Raw genomic sequence first — 18,932 nt, 5'->3', positions numbered from 1 at the left:
GAAGATGCGTTGGCAGTGTCTATTCTGCGGTCGGCGTGACGGCGACATATGGATTGATATAAAATACCATGGCTTCAACCACGGCCCGTATACGACATTTCCGGGACACTGCCCGCATCACGACAGCGGAATGGCGCCGGAAACTGATCTACTGGGGTGGGTCGATCGCCGTCGGACTTGCTGCAATCGGATTTGCGCTCCTCGCTGACAAGGCCGCACAGTTACGCAACCACATCATCGCCATCAGTCCATGGTTGATGCTGATCATCACCCCCTCCGGTCTGGCACTTTCAATCTGGCTGACGCGCACGTTTTTTCGTGGCGCACAGGGGTCCGGTATCCCGCAGGCCATCGCCTGCATGCACATATCTGATCATAAACTCGTCGACCGGGTTCTTTCCCTGCGCGTGGCTGCGGCCAAAGTGCTGCTGACCTGCCTCGGGCTTGTGGCGGGCGCATCCATCGGTCGAGAGGGGCCGACGGTGCAGATTGGCGCGGCCATCATGAACGCGGTCGGTCGCTTTCTCGACATGGGTGATGCCGTGTCGCGGCGGGCGCTTGTTCTGACGGGTGGCGCGGCTGGTGTTGCTGCCGCCTTCAATACGCCTCTGGCGGGTATCGTGTTTGGAATCGAGGAACTGGCGCATTCCTTCGAGCAGCGAACCAGTGGTGTCATGCTGGCCGGTGTGGTGCTGGCTGGTGTCACGGCCATCGCTCTTGTCGGGAACTACACTTATTTCGGGCATACGGATTCCGTCGTGCCCGTAGGTGTGAGCTGGCTTGCTGTTATTGCGTGTGGTCTGTTGGGAGGTGTCACGGGAGGCACTTTTTCAGCCATCCTGATCCGTGCTTCACGCGGCCTGCCGGGTCGGGCCGGACGCTTCATTTCCCAACGCCCGATCGCCTTCGCAGCCCTGTGTGGTGTTGTTCTTGCCCTGATCGGTCTTGCCTCTGGGGGCATGACTTACGGAACAGGCTATGCGCAGGCCCGCTCGATTATTCAGGGCGAAGAGCATTATCCGGCGTCCTATTTTGTCCTGAAATATATCGCGACAATCGTTTCCTACTGCTCGGGCATTCCGGGCGGTTTGTTTGCTCCCTCTCTGTCTGTGGGCGCCGGGATGGGTGGTTGGATCGCGCAGTTTCTCCCGCACACCGCTCCGGGCGCGGTCGTGCTTCTCGGGACAGTGGCTTACTTCTCCGCCGTGGTGCAGGCGCCTCTGACGGCCACCGTCATTGTCATGGAAATGTGCGACAACCAGCAGGTCACACTAGCTCTTCTCGCCAGTTCGTTCATGGCGTTCGGTGTGTCTCGCATGATCTGTTCACAGCCTCTCTACGGGGCGTTGGCTGAACGTTTCCTGCGAACCATTGATCCAAAAAGCATACCTGTGGAGTCAGCATCTTCCGAGAAAAAGCCGGGTTAGAACGAAAAGCCCAGATGCAGCCCCATGATGAGGGCATTCCTGACCCGTTTTCCTGAATCGTAGGCCCCACCACTTGGATTGATGAGGCCCTGCACATCGGGCTGCACCGTCAGCCACGGCAGCACCTGACAGGCATAAGTGAGTTCGAGATGGTATTCATTGCCATGATGGCGGAAACTGCTGTTCGGCCTTTCCAGCAGCAGGTCATGACTGGGCGCGGCATAGCCGAAACCTAATCCAGCACTGTCATTGGCGCGATGGAACGGACCATTCAGCACCAGTCCCGCATCCAGCGAAGATGAAATCTGATTGCGGTCAGCCAGTCCGGTATATTCCCAACGGACGAAGCCTCTCAGTTCTCCTGCCCCATGATCGCGCAGCAACGTATGGTCCGTGATCATGTAGACTTCCCAATTGCCGCGACGACTGACATCCGGATTGGCCTGCAATGGAAAGCGGCCCGTATCGACATAAAACCCGGCCTTGTAGGTGCCTGTGCGGCCGCCATGATTCACGTTGTGCGCGATTTCGCCAAACACGATGGCCCCTGTATCGAAGTTGAAGCGGGTGCCGCTGGGGTCCTGGTTCTGGTTCCACGGGTCGGTATTATTGATGAAGGAACGGGCACCCGTCGCATTGTCATCAGCAACGGCAATCTGCGTTTCCCAGCTTTTGTTGAAGCGATAGCGGAACCAAAACGCTGGCGCTGCCGTGGGTGACGCTGGCCCCTGGCCGTATAGGTTGTTGCTCGGCAGAATCGGCCAGCTGAAGGAGGCGTTCAGAAACATCAGGGCTGTTTGGCTGACCATGAAATCCTGACTCAGATCGAGTTTGCCGATACGGAACGATATTTTTCGGTCAGCCGTACTCCATGCATAAGCCAGTTCATACAGCCGGAGATTGGGGTCGGCTTCACTGCTCGATGTCTGATTGAAGGCATAAAGCGGGTAGTTACTGAAAGGCTTGCCCCGCAGATCAAGGGCGCTCACTTCAAACGTGCCCCATTGCCCGTCCCTGCCCTTTTCGCCTGCAAGGCGCGCCAGATCGAGCGTGACATCCACATCCGTCAGGCCCACATAATGTTCCGACGGTTTTGCACCGCCGGTGGGAATGGCCCAGAGTTCCTCCACATCCTGAATGCTGACATCCACGCCGCTCTTCTGCCATTGCTGCTTGAGAGCGTTCCAGCCGGCCGGATCGGACAGAAAATCGGTAATATCAGCGGAATGAGCCTTTTCGCTGACTGACATCAGAATCATGCTGACGGACGCGATAGCGGACCAGACAGAGCGCCATTTCCACAGGCTAGCCACTCTGACCAGAGGGAGGAATGACAGACAATGCAGCAACATACGCATCATCTGACCATTAGAACGCATGGGAAAGGCCTTGTCCCATGCACGCGCCCCATTCTTGACTGGGTCGCGGAAACGGGGATTGAAACCGGCCTCCTCACGCTCTGGTGCCCTCACACCTCCTGCTCTCTCACGGTGCAGGAAAATACCGATCCCGATGTGCTGCGGGACATCGCCACATTTTTTGATGCGCTTGTACCCGAACAGGCCGGGCGTTATCGGCATGCGGACGAAGGGCCGGATGACATGCCGGCTCACCTCCGGACGATGCTTACCCAATCGGGCCTGAGCATTCCGGTGATGGATGGTAAGCCGGTGCTCGGAATCTGGCAGGCCATTTATCTTTTCGAGCATCGCCGAGCGCCGCATGAGCGCCGGGTGATCTGTCATCTTCTTGGCGACTGAACGATACGGTTCTCAGCTACCGTCCGGCTTGCTGGAGGTGGTTTTATCATCCGGTTCGTTGACCGAGATCACCGCTTCATTGGCAATAGACACAACATCCGTGGGACGTTCACTGTTTTCCGTTTCTTGCTGCGCAATCCCCACCGTCATGTTGCGCAGGCGGGCAACTTCTTCTCGCACATCGCTGAGGATCTCGACCAGTGCGGCATGGTCCTCAGCAGCACGCTGATCGCTACCGCGGGTGAGAATGGCATTACCGACCATCAACGCTGGCAGGGCGACCAACTGGATCGAATTGCTGACATAAAGCAGTGGCCCCTGCCAATCGGGCTTTACAACGGGAATCAGAGAGAAAATAAAAAAGGCATAAACGCACCAGATGCTGCCGAAGATCACAGTCATTCTGACGGCCAGCTGATCGTTGAAGCGATCGATCGGGCTTGGCGTTCCGGCGGTATCCTCTCCACGATGACGGTCTTTGTAGAACCAGTTCAGGGGATGCCAGTTATGGTGAGTTTTCATCTTTGATGAATCTGCCTGTAATGTATCTTGCCCACATAGGGAGCCGAACAGCGTCCTAACCTTGCGGCAAGAGCCCTGTGGGGACAAGTTCATTCAGTTTCATAACAGGTGCCCGCATGATGGGGCTGAAAGACTGCCCATCAGCCTGAGCGTTGCGCAATCAGCCCTTCGTAGATCTTCACATAATCCTCGGCCATACGGCGCGCCGTGAAGCGTTTCTCGAACTGACGGCGGATTTCATCCGAGCTGAGTTGTTCCACACGAGGATAGGCGGCTATGGCCTCTTCTTCGGTCGTGACAATCGCGCCTGTCACGCCATCTTCAATTACTTCCGGCACCGAACCGTGCCTGAAGGCGATCACTGGCGTGCCACAGGCCATCGCCTCGATCATCACCAGTCCGAACGGTTCCGGCCAACTGATCGGCATCAGCAGGGCGCGGGCGCCAGATAGAAATGCTGGTTTCTGCGCATCATTGATCTCACCGATCAGCTCCACACCCTCTCCGAGCATGGGGACGATCTCACGCTCGAAATACTCCACGTCCGCCTTGTCCACCTTGGCGGCGATTTTCAGTGGCACACCAACAGCGCGGGCAATGCGTATGGCCTTGTCCACGCCTTTTTCCGCGCATATCCGTCCCAGAAAAGCGAGGTAATCCCGTGGTCCCGGCTGTGGGGTCAGCAGTTTTTCCGGCAGACCATGCAGAACCGTGCCGACATAATGCGCCTGTGGCAGAGGGAGACGCTGGCTGTCGGAAATGGAGACAATCGGCACTTCAGGGAACGCTTCAAACACTGGCTGAAGTTCCATCAGGTCCAGCCGCCCATGCATCGTCGTGACAAAAGGAGTGGGCTGGCGGCTGAAATAGGTGAAAGGCCAGTAGTCCATGTGAAAATGCAGCACATCAAACTGATCCGCGAGCCGTGCGACGCGTTCCATCAGCAGCATGTGCGGCGCAATGGGGTCGCGGATTGCTGGATCAAGCCGTAGCGCGCGCGGCCAGACGGCCTCAAGTGTTGCGGTGGTTTCACTGTCTCCACTGGCGAACAACGTGACATCATGCCCCATGCGGGTAAGCTCGTCGGTGAGAAACGCCACAACCCGTTCCGTTCCTCCATAGAGCTTGGGCGGCACGGCTTCATGAAGCGGGGCAATCTGTGCGATACGCATAACGATGAACTCCGCGTTATCTGTTCTTGTTTTTTGGCGCATCAGGCGATCGCCTGAGTGATCTGATATGGCGATGTCCGCGACACAGTGCGGACACGTTTTTTCTATAACGCACCGAACCAGCCTCAGCTTTCCTCACATGCCACAAACGCTTACATTCAGACAAAAGTTGACAGGATATCCTCGCATGGACAGCGCCGCGTGAAACGCGACAGCGAAACGACAATTCCGGACACCGATCTCCCGCGTTATGCGGGCCACCCCGTCCGGTTTCTCATGCGATATGCATGCAACCGAGCCTTTCCGCACATCATGGTGTTCGGGTTTGTCGCTCTCGCCGTATCGTGCTCCGTTTTCTCGTCGTCCGCCATCCGGCATCTGGTGGATACGATGAACGAACATGCCAAGGGCACATCCTTCCGGCCGGTCTGGATGTCGGTGGCGTGGCTGGCAGGCGTGATCGCGGTGGACAACCTGTCGTGGCGTGTCTCTGGCTGGTATGCGGCGAAAACCTTCGTCGCCGTAACGGGCGATGTCAGGCTGGATCTGTTCCGTTATCTGAGCGGTCATTCAGCCGGTTATTTCTCCGACCGGATGCCTGCCGCCCTCGCGTCCCGAATTTCCACTGCTGGCAACGCATCCTTCACGCTTGAGAGTCTGCTCGCGTGGAACATTCTGCCGCCCTGTCTGAATGTGATTCTCTCAATCGGTCTCATGATCTCCGTCAGCCCCCTTATGGGCAGTGTCATCACGGCGATGGCGTTCGCCCTCGCAGCACTGATGTTTCGCATGGCGCGCGGAGGACGTGACCTCCATGCCAGATATGCAGGGTCCGCCGCCGGAGTGGATGGCGAAATTCAGGATGTTATCGGCAATCTCGCTCTGGTCCGCACCTTTGGGATGATTGGATTTGAGCGGGGACGCCTCGCTCGGACGCTCGATAAGGAAATGGCCGTTCGCGGAATCTCCCTGCGCAACATGGAAATCCTGCGACTGGTTCATGCGGTAATGACGGCTTTGCTGACTGGCGGCCTGCTCGTCTGGATCGTGTGGCTCTGGCAACAGGGCGCGGCGACGGTCGGTGACGTGGTGATGGTGGTTACGCTCGGATTCATGATTCTGCACGGCACGCGGGATCTGGCCGTAGCGCTGGTCGAAACGGTGCAGCATACCGCGCGGCTTGGAGAAACACTGTCCTCGATCCTCATACCGCATGAGATGCGTGACCGCGCCGACGCGCTTGCTTTTCCCGCCCATCCCAGAGGCGAAATCGCTTTTCAGGATGTGGTTTTCCATTACCCCAGTGGTCCGAACGTGCTGGAGCATTTCAATCTGCATGTCACGGCAGGCACGCGTGTCGGGCTGGTCGGACGGTCCGGTTCGGGCAAGAGCACAGTCCTCGCTCTGCTGCAACGCCAGCGTTATGTGCAGGGCGGGGCGGTGAAGATCGACGGGATCGACATCCGAGATCTTTCCGAAAGTGCCTTGAGGGGCTGCATGTCGGTCGTGCCACAGGATGTTTCGCTACTGCGTCGCTCGGTGGCGGACAATATCCGCTATGGTAAACCGGACGCGTCAGACGAAGACGTGCGTGCGGCAGCGGACGCGGCGGGCTGCACGGACTTCATCGTAGCGCTTCCGCAGGGGTTCGATACCGAAGTGGGTGATCGCGGCGTGAAGCTTTCCGGTGGACAGCGGCAGCGTCTCGCCATCGCCCGCGCCTTCCTTCGCAACGCTCCGATCCTCATTCTCGATGAAGCCACCAGCGCTCTCGACAGCGAGAGCGAGCACCATATTCAGGAAGCGCTGCACAGACTGATGCAGGGACGCACAGTCATCGCAGTCGCCCACCGGCTCTCCACCCTACGGGACTTCGACCGGATTGTGGTGATGCAGAAGGGAAAGATCGTCGAGGATGGTTCGCCTTCCGAACTGGAGCGCAAGAGCGGCCCCTATCGGGAGTTCCTTGAGCTACAGGCATTTGATATTCCGCCGCTTTAGGACTTTGAACGAAAAGGAAAGATCATTTTATGGCCAAGATGATTCATTCGATGATCCGTGTTCTCAACGAACAGGCATCGCTCTCATTCTACGAAAAGGCGTTCGGTCTTCGCGTGGCGGATCGCATCACTTTCGATACGTTCACACTGATCTATCTTTCCAATGACGAGCAGACATTCGAGCTCGAACTGACGGTCAATCACGATCGTGCTCAGCCTTACGATCTGGGGGATGGTTATGGCCATCTTGCCGTCTCTGTCGCTGATATCGTCGCCGAGCATGCGCGGTTTGAGCGGGACGGACTGAATCCTCGTCCCGTCAAGGAATTGAGCCGGGACGGACGGGTGATCGGCAAGTTCTTCTTCGTCTCCGATCCGGATGGTTACATGATCGAAGTTCTCCAACGGGGCGCGCCCGGTCGTTTTCTCTGACCTGAGCGTTCACCAATGAAAAACCCCATGAGCCATTTCGGTTCATGGGGCTTTCCATTCAGGAACGAGATTTAAGGTCAGGCAGCGACCCGCATCGATGTGGTGACCATCGGCGTTGGCGCAGGTGCGCCCACCGGCAGGACCGCATGTCCGAACTGTGCTTCCAGAACTTCGGCCATCGCGAGGTAAAGGGCTGCCGCACCGCAGAACAGGCCTTCAAAACCGGCGAAACGGGTGATTGCCGTGTTGCCGGTCGCTTCTGCCACTGCCAGCAGGGCGAAAAGCACGATCAGCGATCCGAAAATGAACTGCAGAACGCGGTTCGCTTTCAGTGTTCCAACGAACATGAATGCTGTGAAAACGCCCCACAGACCGAGGAAAACTGCCATTCCTGCGGGCGAAGCCGGAGCAATGAGACCGAATTTCGGCAGGAAGATCAGCATCACAAGAGCGATCCAGAATGCCCCGTAAGACGCAAAGGCGGTGAATCCGAAGGTGTTCCCTTTCGGATATTCCAGCATTCCGGCGCAGAACTGCGCAAAGCCGCCGAAAGCAAGCCCCATGGCAAGCACGGAGGAATTCAGCGGCAGAAAGCCTGCATTACAGACATTGAGAAGAATTGTGGTCATTCCGAACCCGGCCAGGCCGAGGGGAGCAGGATTGGCAACGGTACCCATAACGCGCACTCCAGAAAAACGGAGACTGAGGCAGGAAGCTATGAATGCTTTCTGATGCGGGAATGCTTGCGCTTGATGTCGGTATTTAACAATTAAAATAATAAGTAAAATACGATTCCTGAATATCACGATGCGGTGTGATCAGGGAGCGTCTTTTATCGGCTGGGATAAAGGCGTTGCTGCACCGCCCTGACCGTAATTTGCCAATGTCTGCACGCCCCAGACGACCCAGCGACCGTCCTGCTGCCCCAGAATCGGAGCTCCACTACTCCCCCGTGTCGCGGAACAGTCGTGTCGGATCATGAAACGTCCCTGCCCGTCCCGTCCGATTCCAAGCACATGACATGCCATGTCAGAACGAATGATCTCGCTGAAATCCTGCTCATAACCTCCCAGCACGATACTGGTGCCGGGACTGGGCAGATTCGTCATCACCGGCAGTATCTGGGAAGCAGTCGCAACGGGCGTATCGAGAATAAGGGTAGCCCGGTCCAGTCCCGAGGTGGCGTTTTCCTGTCGTTCGTCATACTGGGCGGAAAGAACGATCTGTCGGGCTTTCGCATGGGCGGCGAACTGCCCCCGGCTATAGGCTCTGAGGAAATGAACATCCTGCGGACGAATATAATGCCCGGTTTTTGGCAGAAACAGACAATGCGCCGCCGTCTCGACAATATTGGGAGCGATCAGGAAACCGGTACAGCGAGCGCCCAGTTCCGTCTGCACACGTCCGATTGCGCTCCACGGAAGACTGTTCACATCCACGCCCTGCCGCATATCGGTGGTGCCGATTCCGGGGCGTAGCGGGACAGCGGCACTCGATTGGGAAGAAAGACAACCTAAGGTGCCCGTGAAAACAATCCGGACCAATATATTCCGAAAAGTTTTGAAAGAGAGTTTTACACTCACAGATTCACTCTTTTGAAAGATTCTCTGGATAGAACTGAGTTCATTGAAGAAGAGACATTTTATAGAGAGATTTCATTCTCTCCTTATTGTCTTACTACAGAATGACCCGAACTCCGATGCTTAGGCAAAGGCGTTCGGGTCATTCTTTTTCTGCCTCAGAAATCGAGATGATCCGGGCCGAAACTATCCGGCAGCAATTCTGATAATGTGCGCACCAGCTTAACATCGCCTTGAGCGCCAACCATGCGCATACGCAGGTCGGCGCTGCCAAATTCCCGCAATTTCTGGCGGCAGCCACCGCAGGGCGTGCAAGGCGCATCCCCACCACCACAGACGACTATCTCTGTAATATGCCTTTTACCGGCAGCGACCATTGCCGCAATGGCGCTTGCTTCGGCGCAGGTGCCTTCAGGATACGCCGCGTTTTCCACGTTGCACCCTGAATAAATGGAACCATCGTTACAACGGAGAGCGGCACCGACCATAAATCTGGAATACGGTGCATAAGCACGCTCCCTGATCAGAACCGCTGCCCTGATCAGGTCGTCATTCTCCGACGCTTTAGTCTCCATAGCCCTGCGGGTGGTCCTTACGCCACGCCAGAGCTGTTGCGACCGTATCTTCGATGTTGGTGAATTGTGGCTTCCAGCCTGTTTCACGCATGATGCGTGCAGGGCTTGCAACCAACATGGCCGGATCTCCAGCGCGACGCGGGCCGGGTTTCCAGGGAACAGTCAGGCCACTGACTTTTTCCACTGCTTTTATGACTTCAAGATTCGAATTACCCCGTCCTGTACCCACATTGAAGGTCACACTCTTTTCGTCAAGCAGCGGCAGAACGGCAAGATGCGCCTGCGCCAGATCGCTGACATGAATATAGTCCCGAACACAGCTTCCGTCTGGTGTCGGATAATCCTGTCCAAACAGCGTCAGCCCATCACGACGTCCCAGAGCGGCGTCGATCACCAGCGGCATAAGATGCGTCTCGGGCTTGTGGTCCTCGCCTGCCCGCCCCTGCGGATCGGAACCGGCGGCGTTGAAGTAACGGAGACACGCGCTACGGAATCCGTGGATACGGTCAGCCCAGTAAAGCGCCCGCTCGACGACGTATTTGCTTTCGCCGTAAGCGGATCCCGGATCGACGGGCGTGTCCTCGTCGATCAGCGCATTCCCGGCTGAGCCGAATAGCGCAGCGGTGGAGGAAAACACGAACTTACGGATGCCGTTACGGATGCAGGCGTCGATCAGGCCAAACCCGAGAGCACCGTTGGCCATCATATACATCATCGGCTTCTGCATGCTCTCGCCCACCAGTGAAAGCGCAGCGAAGTGAAAGACGCAGTCCCACGTTCCGTCCGACAGAACCTTGTCCAGCAGCGGAATGTCAGCGATATCGCCCTCGATAAAGCGGGCAGCCTCTGGCACGGCAGCACGATGACCGGTGCGCAGGCTATCCAGGACTGTTACCTCATGTCCGGCATCCAGAAGCGCCAGAACCATATGGCTGCCGACATAACCAGCACCGCCCGTGACTAAGAACCTCATACCCACTCCTTGACCGCTCAGCTCGATCTGTTCGTAACTGATCGATAACGTCCTCTCCGTTAGGAGAAAACAAAGCCTAACATAATGTTAATAAGTTCCTAACATGTAACAGCCGTCTTGCAAGCCACCCTTTCCTGCCAATTTCTGCCGGACAAAAATACGTCGTGCATCAAACAGATCAGACTTCCCGGTCCGCCTCACTCTGCCCCGCCGGCTCTTTCGGGTGGATGCCTCTGATTGCAACAGCAGCGCTCTTTTTTCTCATCGGGTTTGTGACATGGCTCAACGGACCACTCATTTCCTTTGTCAGAGTGGCCTTTTCCCTCTCGGATATTGAAGCATTCCTTATTCCCCTTGTATTTTACCTTTCCTATCTGCTGTTTGCTCTCCCAGCCGGAAAACTTGCCCAACGCACGGGTCTCAAGCGGGGTTTTGCCATCGCGCTCGCCATTATGGGCATCGGAGGAGCGTTTTTTGGCCAGTTTATCGCGTGCCGCTTTTATCCCGGCGCTCTCGGGGCGCTTATGGTGCTGGGAGCGGGACTGACCCTACTTCAGGTATCAGTCAATCCTTATATCAGTCTGCTCGGCCCCCATGATCGAGCGGCTCAACGCATTGCCATCATGGGGCTTTGCAACAAATTCGCCGGTATTCTCGCTCCCATCGTGCTGGCTACTGTCGTGATGCACGATATTGGTAACGTTGCAGTCCACGCCGCGCAGGCTGCAACGCCAGCCGAACGGGATGCCATTCTGGGCAGTTTCGCACAGGGCATTTACTGGCCTTACCTGAGCATGGCGCTTGTCCTGGTTATCGCGGCAGGCATCGTCATGCTGTCGCCGCTGCCGGATTTTGGAACAGGAGGATTAACCGAAGCAGGTTTTTCCTTCACGCCTCGGCTATGCGGCGGCATTCTGGCCACCTTTGCTTATGTCGGTATCGAAGTGCTCGCAGGCGATGCGATCGGCACATATGGGCAGGGTTTTGGTCTTCCACTCGATGAAACACGGTTTTTTACGGCTTTTACTCTTGCCGCCATGATGCTGGGCTATGGTGTCGGCCTGCTGGTCGTTCCACGTTTTCTGTCGCAGGAGCGATGCATGTTCCTGTCATGCAGCTTGGGAATCCTGTTGTCGATCACAGCATTTTGCACGCAGGGCTATGTGTCGGTTCTCTGTGTGGCCTTACTGGGGCTCGCGAACGCCATGATCATGCCAGCACTTTTCCCCATGGCCATTCGCCACGCTGGTTCTCATACACCCGTCGCGTCGGCTCTTCTTGTCATGGCTTTTTCTGGCGGCGCTTTCACGCCCCAGATATTTGTGTTCCTGAAATCATATATCGGGTTTCAGGCGACATTCGCTGGACTGGCTGTTCTTTCCTACGGCGTTGTCCTGTCTTATGCACACCGATTTGCTGACGAAACATTCTGATCAGTCAAACAGAAAAGGCTCGATCTCGTCATCAGTGGTGATGCGAGGTTCGGTGTTTCGGAAGCGCCGGTAGATTTCAATATACTGGTCTGCGACGTGAGCGATATCGTAACGCGCACCGCACTCAAGCGCGCGCTGACTGAAAACTGCCCGTTGCTCAGCGTCCATCATTGTCTGCACAGCCTGCATGATAGCCGCTTCCAGCGTCGGGTCGTCAGCTTCCAGTGGCAGAAGGATACCCGCCAGATTACCTTCATTGTCCGTCATCATCGTTTTGACCTGCCCAACATCCGTGGCGATGGCGGGCGTGCCGACCTGTAGCGCCTGAATCAGGGTTAGTGGGAAAGACTCTCCGGGGAAACGTGTCGGCAGCAGCATGCAGTCGGCAAAACGGTAAAGCCCGCTGATCCGATCCTGATAACCAAGGAAATGGATTTCAGGAATATCTCCATAATTCGCATGCAATCCCTCCAAGGCGTCACCAGTTCCGCAAAGAACGAGGTGAACCTTGCCAGCCTCCGCCCTGCCATTGAGCCTGAGAACGGCTTCACAGGCCTGTTTCCATCCCTTTTCGGGTATGCACCGACTGGCTATTGCGAGAATGAAATCCTGTGCGCCAATTCCAAGCGTTTCCCGACCAAATGGAAATGGACGTTCATCGGTGGCCATACCATTGCCGATACAGGTGATGTCGCCGTAGGGCAGCTCTCCGTAATGATCACGAAGATGAAACAGGTTTTTCTGCGCAAGATAAACCCAGAACGTTACCCCTTTACTCAGATGCTCCACCTCCTCTTTTGAAAATTGGGCGCATTCATATGATCCATGCAAAGTGACGATATAGGGCAATGAAGGAAGCGTTTCATCATCCGGAAAGAACATCGGATCCCAATAGCAGAAATGGGAATGGATGAGGTCGGCATGCAAACTTAGTACGTATTGCCAGATACCTTTTTCCCGCGCAGATTCACCAGAATAAATGGGAATGGAGTTGTCCAGAATCTGCTGGATTTTCGGATCTTCCCGTTGATGGTCAAACACAAGGAACGACACCATCACGCCTTTGGCGACAAGGGCATTCGCCAGTTCGATGGGGAGGATTTCTCCTCCTCCCAATTCGAAACCGAGCACTGCGAAAAGAATATGCTGCTGCTCATGCCGACAGGCCAACACACGCTCGATATCGAACAGTGTTTCAAACGGTCCCAACGTCTTTGCACCATCCACATACTGAAACGTCTCATACAGCGCCGTGGTGAACCGCAGCACATGATCGTCATCCACGCCCCATTTACGGCGTAGATGTTCGATCATGATCTGGTGTTCCGCATAGAATTGCGGCGAACTGAAATTCGTGACGGAAGTATTCCCGCCATGCTGGCAGAAATAGGCTATTGCGTCTGGAGAGTAGGCTATCTGACCGCCACCCGCCCATTCAGCATATAGATACCAGTCACCCAGCACCCTAAAGCTCTGAGCCCGTTCCCACATACTCTCCCGAACAGAATGTCGGCGTATAAGGCAGCCACCCACGTTGGCGATGACATTGGAAACAGCGAAAGCGTGCGTAAACCACCATCCAGCCGGCTTGACTAAAGGATGATCCCATATGCCCGGATGCGCACGCTCACGGTAACCATCCAGCCCTTCATAAGGCTGCCCCTCTGCATTGCAGAACTGTATTTTTCCGAAAGCAATCTGAACGCTTGGATCGACAAAAAAGCGGATCAGTTTTTCAACAAATCGTTCGTCAGCATAATCATCGCTTTCGCAGATCCAGACGACCGCTCCTTTTGCCTCATCAATCCCTTTGCGCCATTGCCTGAAGACGTTCCCGGAATTGACTGCATTTGAAACAATCCTGATCCTGTCAGGATGTGTTGCTCTATACCGCTCAGCGATTTCAAGACTTTCATCGCTCGACGCATCATCCAGAAAGATGATCTCGATATTCTGGTATGTCTGATTCAGGATTGATTCGAAACGTCGTTGAAGAAACCTCGCATGATTGAAATTCGGAACAACGGCACTCACCAAAGGCTCGTAATGTTTCCGATGGAGCTTCCGCTCATAGGGCAATGCCGAACGACGTTCACGCCGACCATAAAGAACCCAATGCCAGAAGGGGTTCATTCCGACGTCTTTAACGTCCTTATGGCGCCATAAATAGTAAGCCGTCTGAAAATCACGGCACGGATTCAGCCCTGCTGCGCATCCTTCACGAAGATAATGCCTGGCAGCAGCTTCTGCATCGAAATCTGCCGGGCGTTCCTCTAACTGATCAGCATAGTAATCGATATCGAAAAACGGTGCGATATCGGCTACAATATGGTCGACATTTTCATCAGAAGAAACAACGGTCACATTACTCCCGTCTTCTTCCGGTTTTGGCGGTGCCACCTCCGCCACAGCCACATCTTTTGTTCCTTCATTGGAACGGCGATTACGCGAAGTAAAAGGCAATTTCGAAGCCACATTGAGCAGAGGCTTGATAAGGCGCCATGTCGTGCTTGATTCAATAGCTCTGCAACGTTGCTCAGCGTCAGAAAGACGCTCGATGCGTTGTGTCAGTTCGAGATTCTGCTGACGAAGCAGATCTATTTCCCGCTGTCTCTCTTCACACTGGGCCGTCAGGTTGGGCACATCCCGGTATAAAGCCCTGTTTTTTTCCTGTTCCTCGAAAAGAACGCGGGAGACATCAATTGCCTTGACCTTTTCGCGATCTAGCTCCTGTTTTAGTATTCTGATCTGATCAGGTGTGCCGACTGCTTCCCGTGTCTGCCTTGCAAAATCACGAAACGCATCGCTGGCAGTGACATGATCAATGCAGACCCCGCGCACCGCTTCCGGCAAAGCCTCCTGCGATGCGATGGCAATCAGATACATGGCCTCTGGCACGCCCTCAAAGCGTGCCACGCCACCGTCGGCAAGGGAAAAGCTGATATCCTTGCTTGATGTATCGATGAAATCGATGACTGAGCCAAAGAGATTTCTCTGGCCACCCAAAATCACATGTTTGAAGTGGCTTTTCATGAGTTCTTCGAACTCGTGACAGAAAAGCTCCTTCACATGGAATTCGTTCTGATAACCTGTCGCCACGGAATAGCGATATTTATCCGGACTGGAAATAATGACGATGCCGCCCGGTTTCAGCACACGGGCAAATTCGGCCAGCATTTTTTCGTGGTCGGCAATATGCTCGATCGTCTCGAAACTGATGATCGCATCCACGGCCGCATTAGGCAGCGGCACAGCGCAGACATCGCCCGCCAGGAAGCGGACGCGATCATTGCCATATTTTTCCCGTGCATGTTCGACAGCCGCAGGCGAGACATCCACCCCAACCACACTGGCGGCTTTTGCGCTCAGAAGGGCGCTTCCATAGCCCTCGCCACAGGCGATATCCAGAACTGCGCTTCCTTCCTTCACCAACTCCCGGGCGAAGAGATAGCGATGCATGTGCTCGATAGCAGTCTCGCCCTGCATGTCGGGCATGAACCTCTCGCCAGTGCTTTCCAGTGTCATGGCGCGTCCTCAGCTCTGCATGGCCAAATAGGGCAGTAAATTCCGGTTCTCAAATTTCCTAGGAGAGGGCTTTTGACCCGTCAAGGCATGTTAATATTACGCTACTTTTCATAACACAGTCTCAAAAATACATCATCAAGCGTGCCGGGATGGTGATCGCTGCCGAACTGGAATATGATACAGTTATATAAACTTGCGCGCCCGTTTCCTTTACAGGAACCGCTGGGCGTCAGCCTCTACCGATACAATTACACCACGGGACACGGCATACCTTACTGATGAAACTTCGTTTTGCTCCCAGCCCGACGGGCATGCTCCACGTCGGCAATGCCCGGCAGGCCATCGCCAACGCCCTCTTTGCCCGTAAACATAATGCGACCTTCCAACTGCGGATCGACGACACGGATGTTGGGCGGTCTCAGGAAATCTATGTCACCGGCATTCAGACCGATCTCGAATGGATGGGCATTTCATGGGATGAAACGTTTCGTCAGACCGAATGTCTGGCGCGCTATGAACGGGCCATTGAAGCGCTAAAGGCCAGCGGGCGCCTTTATCCCTGCTTTGAAAGCGAGCAGGAACTGGCGGCCAAACGCGAGTTGCGGATCAAGCAGCGCAAACCACCGCTTTATGACCGGGCCATGCTGAAAATGACGGCCGAGCAGCGCGCGCAGGCCGAAGCGAATGGCAAGGTGCCTTACTGGCGCTTCAAGCTCACGGACGGCAGCAAAAGCTGGAACGACCTCGTGATGGGCAATTGCTCCGTCAAACTGACGGCTGTTTCCGATCCTGTTCTGATCCGTGCGGATGGTACAGTGCTTTACACCCTCGCTTCCATTGTGGACGATCTGGAAACGGATGTGACGCACATCATCCGGGGCGAGGATCATATTACCAACACGGGTGTCCAACTCGATATCGCTGAGGCACTGGGCGCCAAGCCAAACCGTTTCAAGTTCGCGCATCTGCCGCTTCTGCTTGATGAGGGTGGCGGTAAGCTCTCCAAGCGGTTTGATTCTCTTTCCATCAAGTCTCTGCGCCGTGACGGTATTGAGGCCAAAGCGATCACCACCTACCTCTCGACGCTGGGAAGTTCGAAGTCGCCTGACCCCAAGGGCTTTGATGCTCTGGCGCAGGATTACGACCTGTCCTGCATTTCAAAATCCGCAGCCCGCTTCGATATGAAGCAACTGCTCGCTCTCAACCGTCGCATTCTCTCCACCGCGGAATATCAGGATGTGAAAGATCGACTGCCGGAAGGGGCAACCGAGCAGTTCTGGCTTGTCATCCGCAGCAACATCGATCTGCTGGCGGAATGTGCCCACTGGTGGAACGTCACCCACGATGACATCACGCCTCCTGACCAGCCGGAAGAGCGTGAGTATCTTGCGGAAACAGCTAGCCTTTTGCCGCAGGAACCTTGGTCGGAAGAAACGTGGTCCATCTGGACAAAGGCCATAAGTGCTGCAACCGGACGCAAAGGAAAAGCTCTGTTCCGTCCGCTTCGGCTTGCCCTTACGGGCGAGGAACATGGTCCTGAACTGAAGGATCTTCTGCCGCTCATTGGAAGAGCGCGTGCTCTCACGCGAGTGACGCGGATTTCCTGAAAGCAGGAGCAGTCTTTTCCGTCAGGAAAGGCTGCTCTTTTTCCCGAAAGCGCTCAGCTTACCGTGCCGGTTTTAATGGCTGTATTCACGTCGCTGAGGCTGGAGCCGTTCTGAAGCATGGTTTCTGCCGCTTCCAGTTCGCTCTCAGTGGGGGCGCGACCATACAGGCTCTGATAGAAACCGGTTATATCCGTTTGGGCTTCCACGCCGTGTGACAGAATCTGAATGAAGCTGTCATAGGTCGCACCACCTTCCAGTGCCCCTTCCCAAGCCGTCACCTGACCAGTAGACGCAGTCTGCCCCAGCACGCTGGCATAACCGTTTACGATCATGTTCTGGGCCTCAGCCCCGTGACTGATCGCTGACAACATCAGGCTGTAAGTGGCCCCAGAAGCCAGATAATCCTCCCAAGCCTGCAGTTGTCCTGCTCCGGGCGTGATATCTGCTTTTGCCTTGTACAGCTCAGTGATCTGCGTCTGTGCTTCCACACCATGCGTTACGCTGGAGATCAGATCCTTATAGGAAGCACCGGTCGCGAAATAATCTTCCCAGTTGGTAATGACGCCCTGGGACGGAGTGATATCAATTTTCTGCTGATAGACGGTCGTGATGGCGGCTGCCGTATCGGAACTGTGAGAAATACCACTCACCATATCCTGATAGGTCTGCCCGGAAGCAAGGGCGTTTTCCCACTCGGTGATCACGTCAGCGCTCGGTGAGAGGCCTGTTTTCTGCTCATACGCATTGGAAATGACGGACTGGGCTTCAAGGCCGGTGGAAACAGCCGTCACCAGATCAGAATAATTCCTGCCACCGGAAAGAACATCTTCCCATGTGGCGACTTCTCCGCTGCTCGGCGTGTAATTCAGTTGGCTCTTATACACGTTGGCAATGATGCCCTGTGCTTCCGTTCCATGCGTCACACCATATGTGACGGTCGAAAGAGTGGCGCCGTTCTCCATATAGGCCTGCCAACTTGCAACCTGCCCGCTTGATGCGGCGAGCGTCTCGTTGACCTTCTCCGCATAAATCGACGAGATGGCCTGTGCAGTCTGATCCGAATCAATGATGGCGGTTTTCAGGTCGGCCAGAGTGTCGTTATTCGCAAGCAGCGCCTGCCCCTCCGCAATCACACTGCTTGTGGCATCCTTACCGGTATATGCCATAAAAGCATTGGAGAGCGCATCGGCCGCTTCCTGACTGTTGGCGAGTGTTTTTACCAGTGAGGAATAGTCTGAATACATGTTCCCCTGCACACCGAGACTGGTCAGTGTGATTTGTGAACTGTACTCGCTGGTTTCCGCATCAGTTGCATTTCGTCCGAGAACGGCTTCAAACACCCAGTTAACACTCTGACTCACCAGTTCAGCCTGATTAGCAGAGACAAAGAAGGGACGCGTTGGGGCCAGAGAAGTCGACCATGTGAAGTTAGTGTCATTGATGGTGTCGGATGTATCCGCCGAAGTTGTCAGCAGCGCTGTATTGGCGCTCAAAAACTGGAGGGATGATCCACTTCCGGTCGTGGTTGCTGTGGATGTTGTGCCGGATGACGTAGTACTCTTGGCGTTGCTGCCAGCGGAATCAAGTATGGATGCAGCAGACTGCACTGCCGTGCCTGTGCTGGAATAATCGGTCGCAGCCAGAGAGCTGCCCGTTGAAGAACTGTTCGTTGTATCGGAAGAAAGATACGCTGCGGCCAGATCATCAGACACCGAAGAAGATGAAGCCGGAGAGGCGATTAAATTCTGAGTTGAGTCTGTATTTGTTCCACTGGCAACTAAAACAGATGTATCGCTCATACTCGGACAGCTTTCATTTATCTTTCCGGAGTGTTTCCATGAGGCACAGAGAGCCTTCCTCTGAAAACATCTTAAGGTTTTCTTAGCGATATAAAGCGAAAGCTTTGTCGTCAATTGAATCTTTTTG

General features: G+C 55.2%; 15 protein-coding genes. 6 read left to right on the top strand and 9 right to left on the bottom strand.

Annotation, left to right across the window (positions count from 1 at the left end; all coding sequences use genetic code 11):
- The first annotated feature begins 68 nt into the window (after positions 1 to 68).
- The gene (locus ABF824_RS07970; RefSeq protein WP_415487807.1) at positions 69 to 1,427 is read left to right on the top strand and encodes a chloride channel protein; all 1,359 of its coding nucleotides are present in this window, start codon (positions 69 to 71) and stop codon (positions 1,425 to 1,427) included.
- Here ABF824_RS07970 and ABF824_RS07965 read toward each other — a convergent pair.
- Positions 1,424 to 2,677 carry a carbohydrate porin gene (locus ABF824_RS07965; protein ID WP_415487805.1) on the bottom strand — a complete coding sequence of 418 codons (1,254 nt, stop codon included), beginning with the start codon at positions 2,675 to 2,677 and terminating at the stop codon, positions 1,424 to 1,426. The genes ABF824_RS07970 and ABF824_RS07965 overlap by 4 nt on opposite strands.
- 90 nt (positions 2,678 to 2,767) lie before the next feature.
- Between ABF824_RS07965 and ABF824_RS07960 the strand changes: the two genes are divergently transcribed.
- A complete protein-coding gene (locus tag ABF824_RS07960; protein WP_415487803.1) occupies positions 2,768 to 3,187 on the top strand; it encodes a secondary thiamine-phosphate synthase enzyme YjbQ in 420 nt (139 codons plus the stop codon).
- Between the two features lie 12 nt (positions 3,188 to 3,199).
- On the opposite strand, the gene ABF824_RS07955 is transcribed toward ABF824_RS07960, so the two are convergent.
- Together ABF824_RS07955 and ABF824_RS07950 are read right to left on the bottom strand one after the other, a co-directional pair.
- Positions 3,200 to 3,589 (bottom strand): hypothetical protein, encoded by a 390-nt coding sequence (locus ABF824_RS07955; RefSeq protein ID WP_415487833.1) that lies wholly within the window; start codon positions 3,587 to 3,589, stop codon positions 3,200 to 3,202.
- A gap of 260 nt (positions 3,590 to 3,849) precedes the next feature.
- Positions 3,850 to 4,881 (bottom strand): glycosyltransferase family 4 protein, encoded by a 1,032-nt coding sequence (locus ABF824_RS07950; protein ID WP_415487801.1) that lies wholly within the window; start codon positions 4,879 to 4,881, stop codon positions 3,850 to 3,852.
- Positions 4,882 to 5,082: 201 nt separating this feature from the next.
- On the opposite strand from ABF824_RS07950, the gene ABF824_RS07945 reads away from it, so the two are divergent.
- Together ABF824_RS07945 and ABF824_RS07940 are read left to right on the top strand one after the other, a co-directional pair.
- On the top strand, positions 5,083 to 6,882 hold the full coding sequence (locus ABF824_RS07945; RefSeq protein WP_415487799.1) for an ABC transporter ATP-binding protein: 1,800 nt from the start codon (positions 5,083 to 5,085) through the stop codon (positions 6,880 to 6,882).
- 29 nt (positions 6,883 to 6,911) lie between these two features.
- Positions 6,912 to 7,313 carry a VOC family protein gene (locus ABF824_RS07940; protein WP_415487797.1) on the top strand — a complete coding sequence of 134 codons (402 nt, stop codon included), beginning with the start codon at positions 6,912 to 6,914 and terminating at the stop codon, positions 7,311 to 7,313.
- Positions 7,314 to 7,390: 77 nt separating this feature from the next.
- On the opposite strand, the gene ABF824_RS07935 is transcribed toward ABF824_RS07940, so the two are convergent.
- The 4 genes from ABF824_RS07935 to galE all read right to left on the bottom strand — a co-directional run bounded on the left by ABF824_RS07935 (position 7,391) and on the right by galE (position 10,441).
- Positions 7,391 to 7,990, bottom strand: coding sequence for an acetate uptake transporter (locus ABF824_RS07935; protein ID WP_415487795.1), 600 nt, complete (start codon positions 7,988 to 7,990; stop codon positions 7,391 to 7,393).
- Positions 7,991 to 8,131: 141 nt separating this feature from the next.
- Positions 8,132 to 8,857 (bottom strand): trypsin-like serine peptidase, encoded by a 726-nt coding sequence (locus tag ABF824_RS07930; RefSeq protein ID WP_415487793.1) that lies wholly within the window; start codon positions 8,855 to 8,857, stop codon positions 8,132 to 8,134.
- 194 nt (positions 8,858 to 9,051) lie between these two features.
- Complete coding sequence (locus ABF824_RS07925) at positions 9,052 to 9,468, bottom strand: cytidine deaminase (protein WP_415487791.1); 417 nt, start codon at positions 9,466 to 9,468, stop codon at positions 9,052 to 9,054.
- The gene (gene galE, locus ABF824_RS07920; RefSeq protein ID WP_415487789.1) at positions 9,458 to 10,441 is read right to left on the bottom strand and encodes a UDP-glucose 4-epimerase GalE; all 984 of its coding nucleotides are present in this window, start codon (positions 10,439 to 10,441) and stop codon (positions 9,458 to 9,460) included. The genes ABF824_RS07925 and galE overlap by 11 nt, the downstream gene beginning before the upstream one ends.
- Positions 10,442 to 10,668: 227 nt before the next feature.
- Between galE and gluP the strand changes: the two genes are divergently transcribed.
- Positions 10,669 to 11,874 carry a glucose/galactose MFS transporter gene (gluP, locus tag ABF824_RS07915; protein WP_415487831.1) on the top strand — a complete coding sequence of 402 codons (1,206 nt, stop codon included), beginning with the start codon at positions 10,669 to 10,671 and terminating at the stop codon, positions 11,872 to 11,874.
- Here gluP and ABF824_RS07910 read toward each other — a convergent pair whose 3' ends face one another.
- Positions 11,875 to 15,399 carry a glycosyltransferase gene (locus tag ABF824_RS07910; protein WP_415487787.1) on the bottom strand — a complete coding sequence of 1,175 codons (3,525 nt, stop codon included), beginning with the start codon at positions 15,397 to 15,399 and terminating at the stop codon, positions 11,875 to 11,877.
- Between the two features lie 278 nt (positions 15,400 to 15,677).
- Between ABF824_RS07910 and gltX the strand changes: the two genes are divergently transcribed.
- The gene (gene gltX, locus ABF824_RS07905; RefSeq protein ID WP_415487785.1) at positions 15,678 to 17,006 is read left to right on the top strand and encodes a glutamate--tRNA ligase; all 1,329 of its coding nucleotides are present in this window, start codon (positions 15,678 to 15,680) and stop codon (positions 17,004 to 17,006) included.
- A gap of 53 nt (positions 17,007 to 17,059) precedes the next feature.
- Here gltX and ABF824_RS07900 read toward each other — a convergent pair whose 3' ends face one another.
- Positions 17,060 to 18,805, bottom strand: coding sequence for a hypothetical protein (locus ABF824_RS07900; RefSeq protein ID WP_415487783.1), 1,746 nt, complete (start codon positions 18,803 to 18,805; stop codon positions 17,060 to 17,062).
- Positions 18,806 to 18,932: the final 127 nt, after the last annotated feature.

Origin of the sequence: Acetobacter sp., assembly GCF_047721705.1 — a bacterium.
Taxonomy (GTDB): Bacteria; Pseudomonadota; Alphaproteobacteria; order Acetobacterales; family Acetobacteraceae; genus Acetobacter.
Note: the sequence above shows the minus strand (reverse complement) of the source record. Positions and strands in the feature narration are given on the sequence as shown.

Bases quoted from the DNA above. Each gene is read 5' to 3' on its own strand.
- ABF824_RS07965 (WP_415487805.1), bottom strand. From the start codon at position 2,677: ATGTCAGTCAGCGAAAAGGCTCATTCCGCTGATATTACCGATTTTCTG.
- ABF824_RS07955 (WP_415487833.1), bottom strand. From the start codon at position 3,589: ATGACTGTGATCTTCGGCAGCATCTGGTGCGTTTATGCCTTTTTTATT.
- ABF824_RS07925 (WP_415487791.1), bottom strand. From the start codon at position 9,468: ATGGAGACTAAAGCGTCGGAGAATGACGACCTGATCAGGGCAGCGGTT.
- ABF824_RS07960 (WP_415487803.1), top strand. From the start codon at position 2,768: ATGCAGCAACATACGCATCATCTGACCATTAGAACGCATGGGAAAGGC.
- ABF824_RS07935 (WP_415487795.1), bottom strand. From the start codon at position 7,990: ATGGGTACCGTTGCCAATCCTGCTCCCCTCGGCCTGGCCGGGTTCGGA.
- ABF824_RS07940 (WP_415487797.1), top strand. From the start codon at position 6,912: ATGGCCAAGATGATTCATTCGATGATCCGTGTTCTCAACGAACAGGCA.
- galE (WP_415487789.1), bottom strand. From the start codon at position 10,441: ATGAGGTTCTTAGTCACGGGCGGTGCTGGTTATGTCGGCAGCCATATG.
- gltX (WP_415487785.1), top strand. From the start codon at position 15,678: ATGAAACTTCGTTTTGCTCCCAGCCCGACGGGCATGCTCCACGTCGGC.
- ABF824_RS07950 (WP_415487801.1), bottom strand. From the start codon at position 4,881: ATGCGTATCGCACAGATTGCCCCGCTTCATGAAGCCGTGCCGCCCAAG.
- gluP (WP_415487831.1), top strand. From the start codon at position 10,669: ATGCCTCTGATTGCAACAGCAGCGCTCTTTTTTCTCATCGGGTTTGTG.
- ABF824_RS07910 (WP_415487787.1), bottom strand. From the start codon at position 15,399: ATGACACTGGAAAGCACTGGCGAGAGGTTCATGCCCGACATGCAGGGC.
- ABF824_RS07900 (WP_415487783.1), bottom strand. From the start codon at position 18,805: ATGAGCGATACATCTGTTTTAGTTGCCAGTGGAACAAATACAGACTCA.
- ABF824_RS07970 (WP_415487807.1), top strand. From the start codon at position 69: ATGGCTTCAACCACGGCCCGTATACGACATTTCCGGGACACTGCCCGC.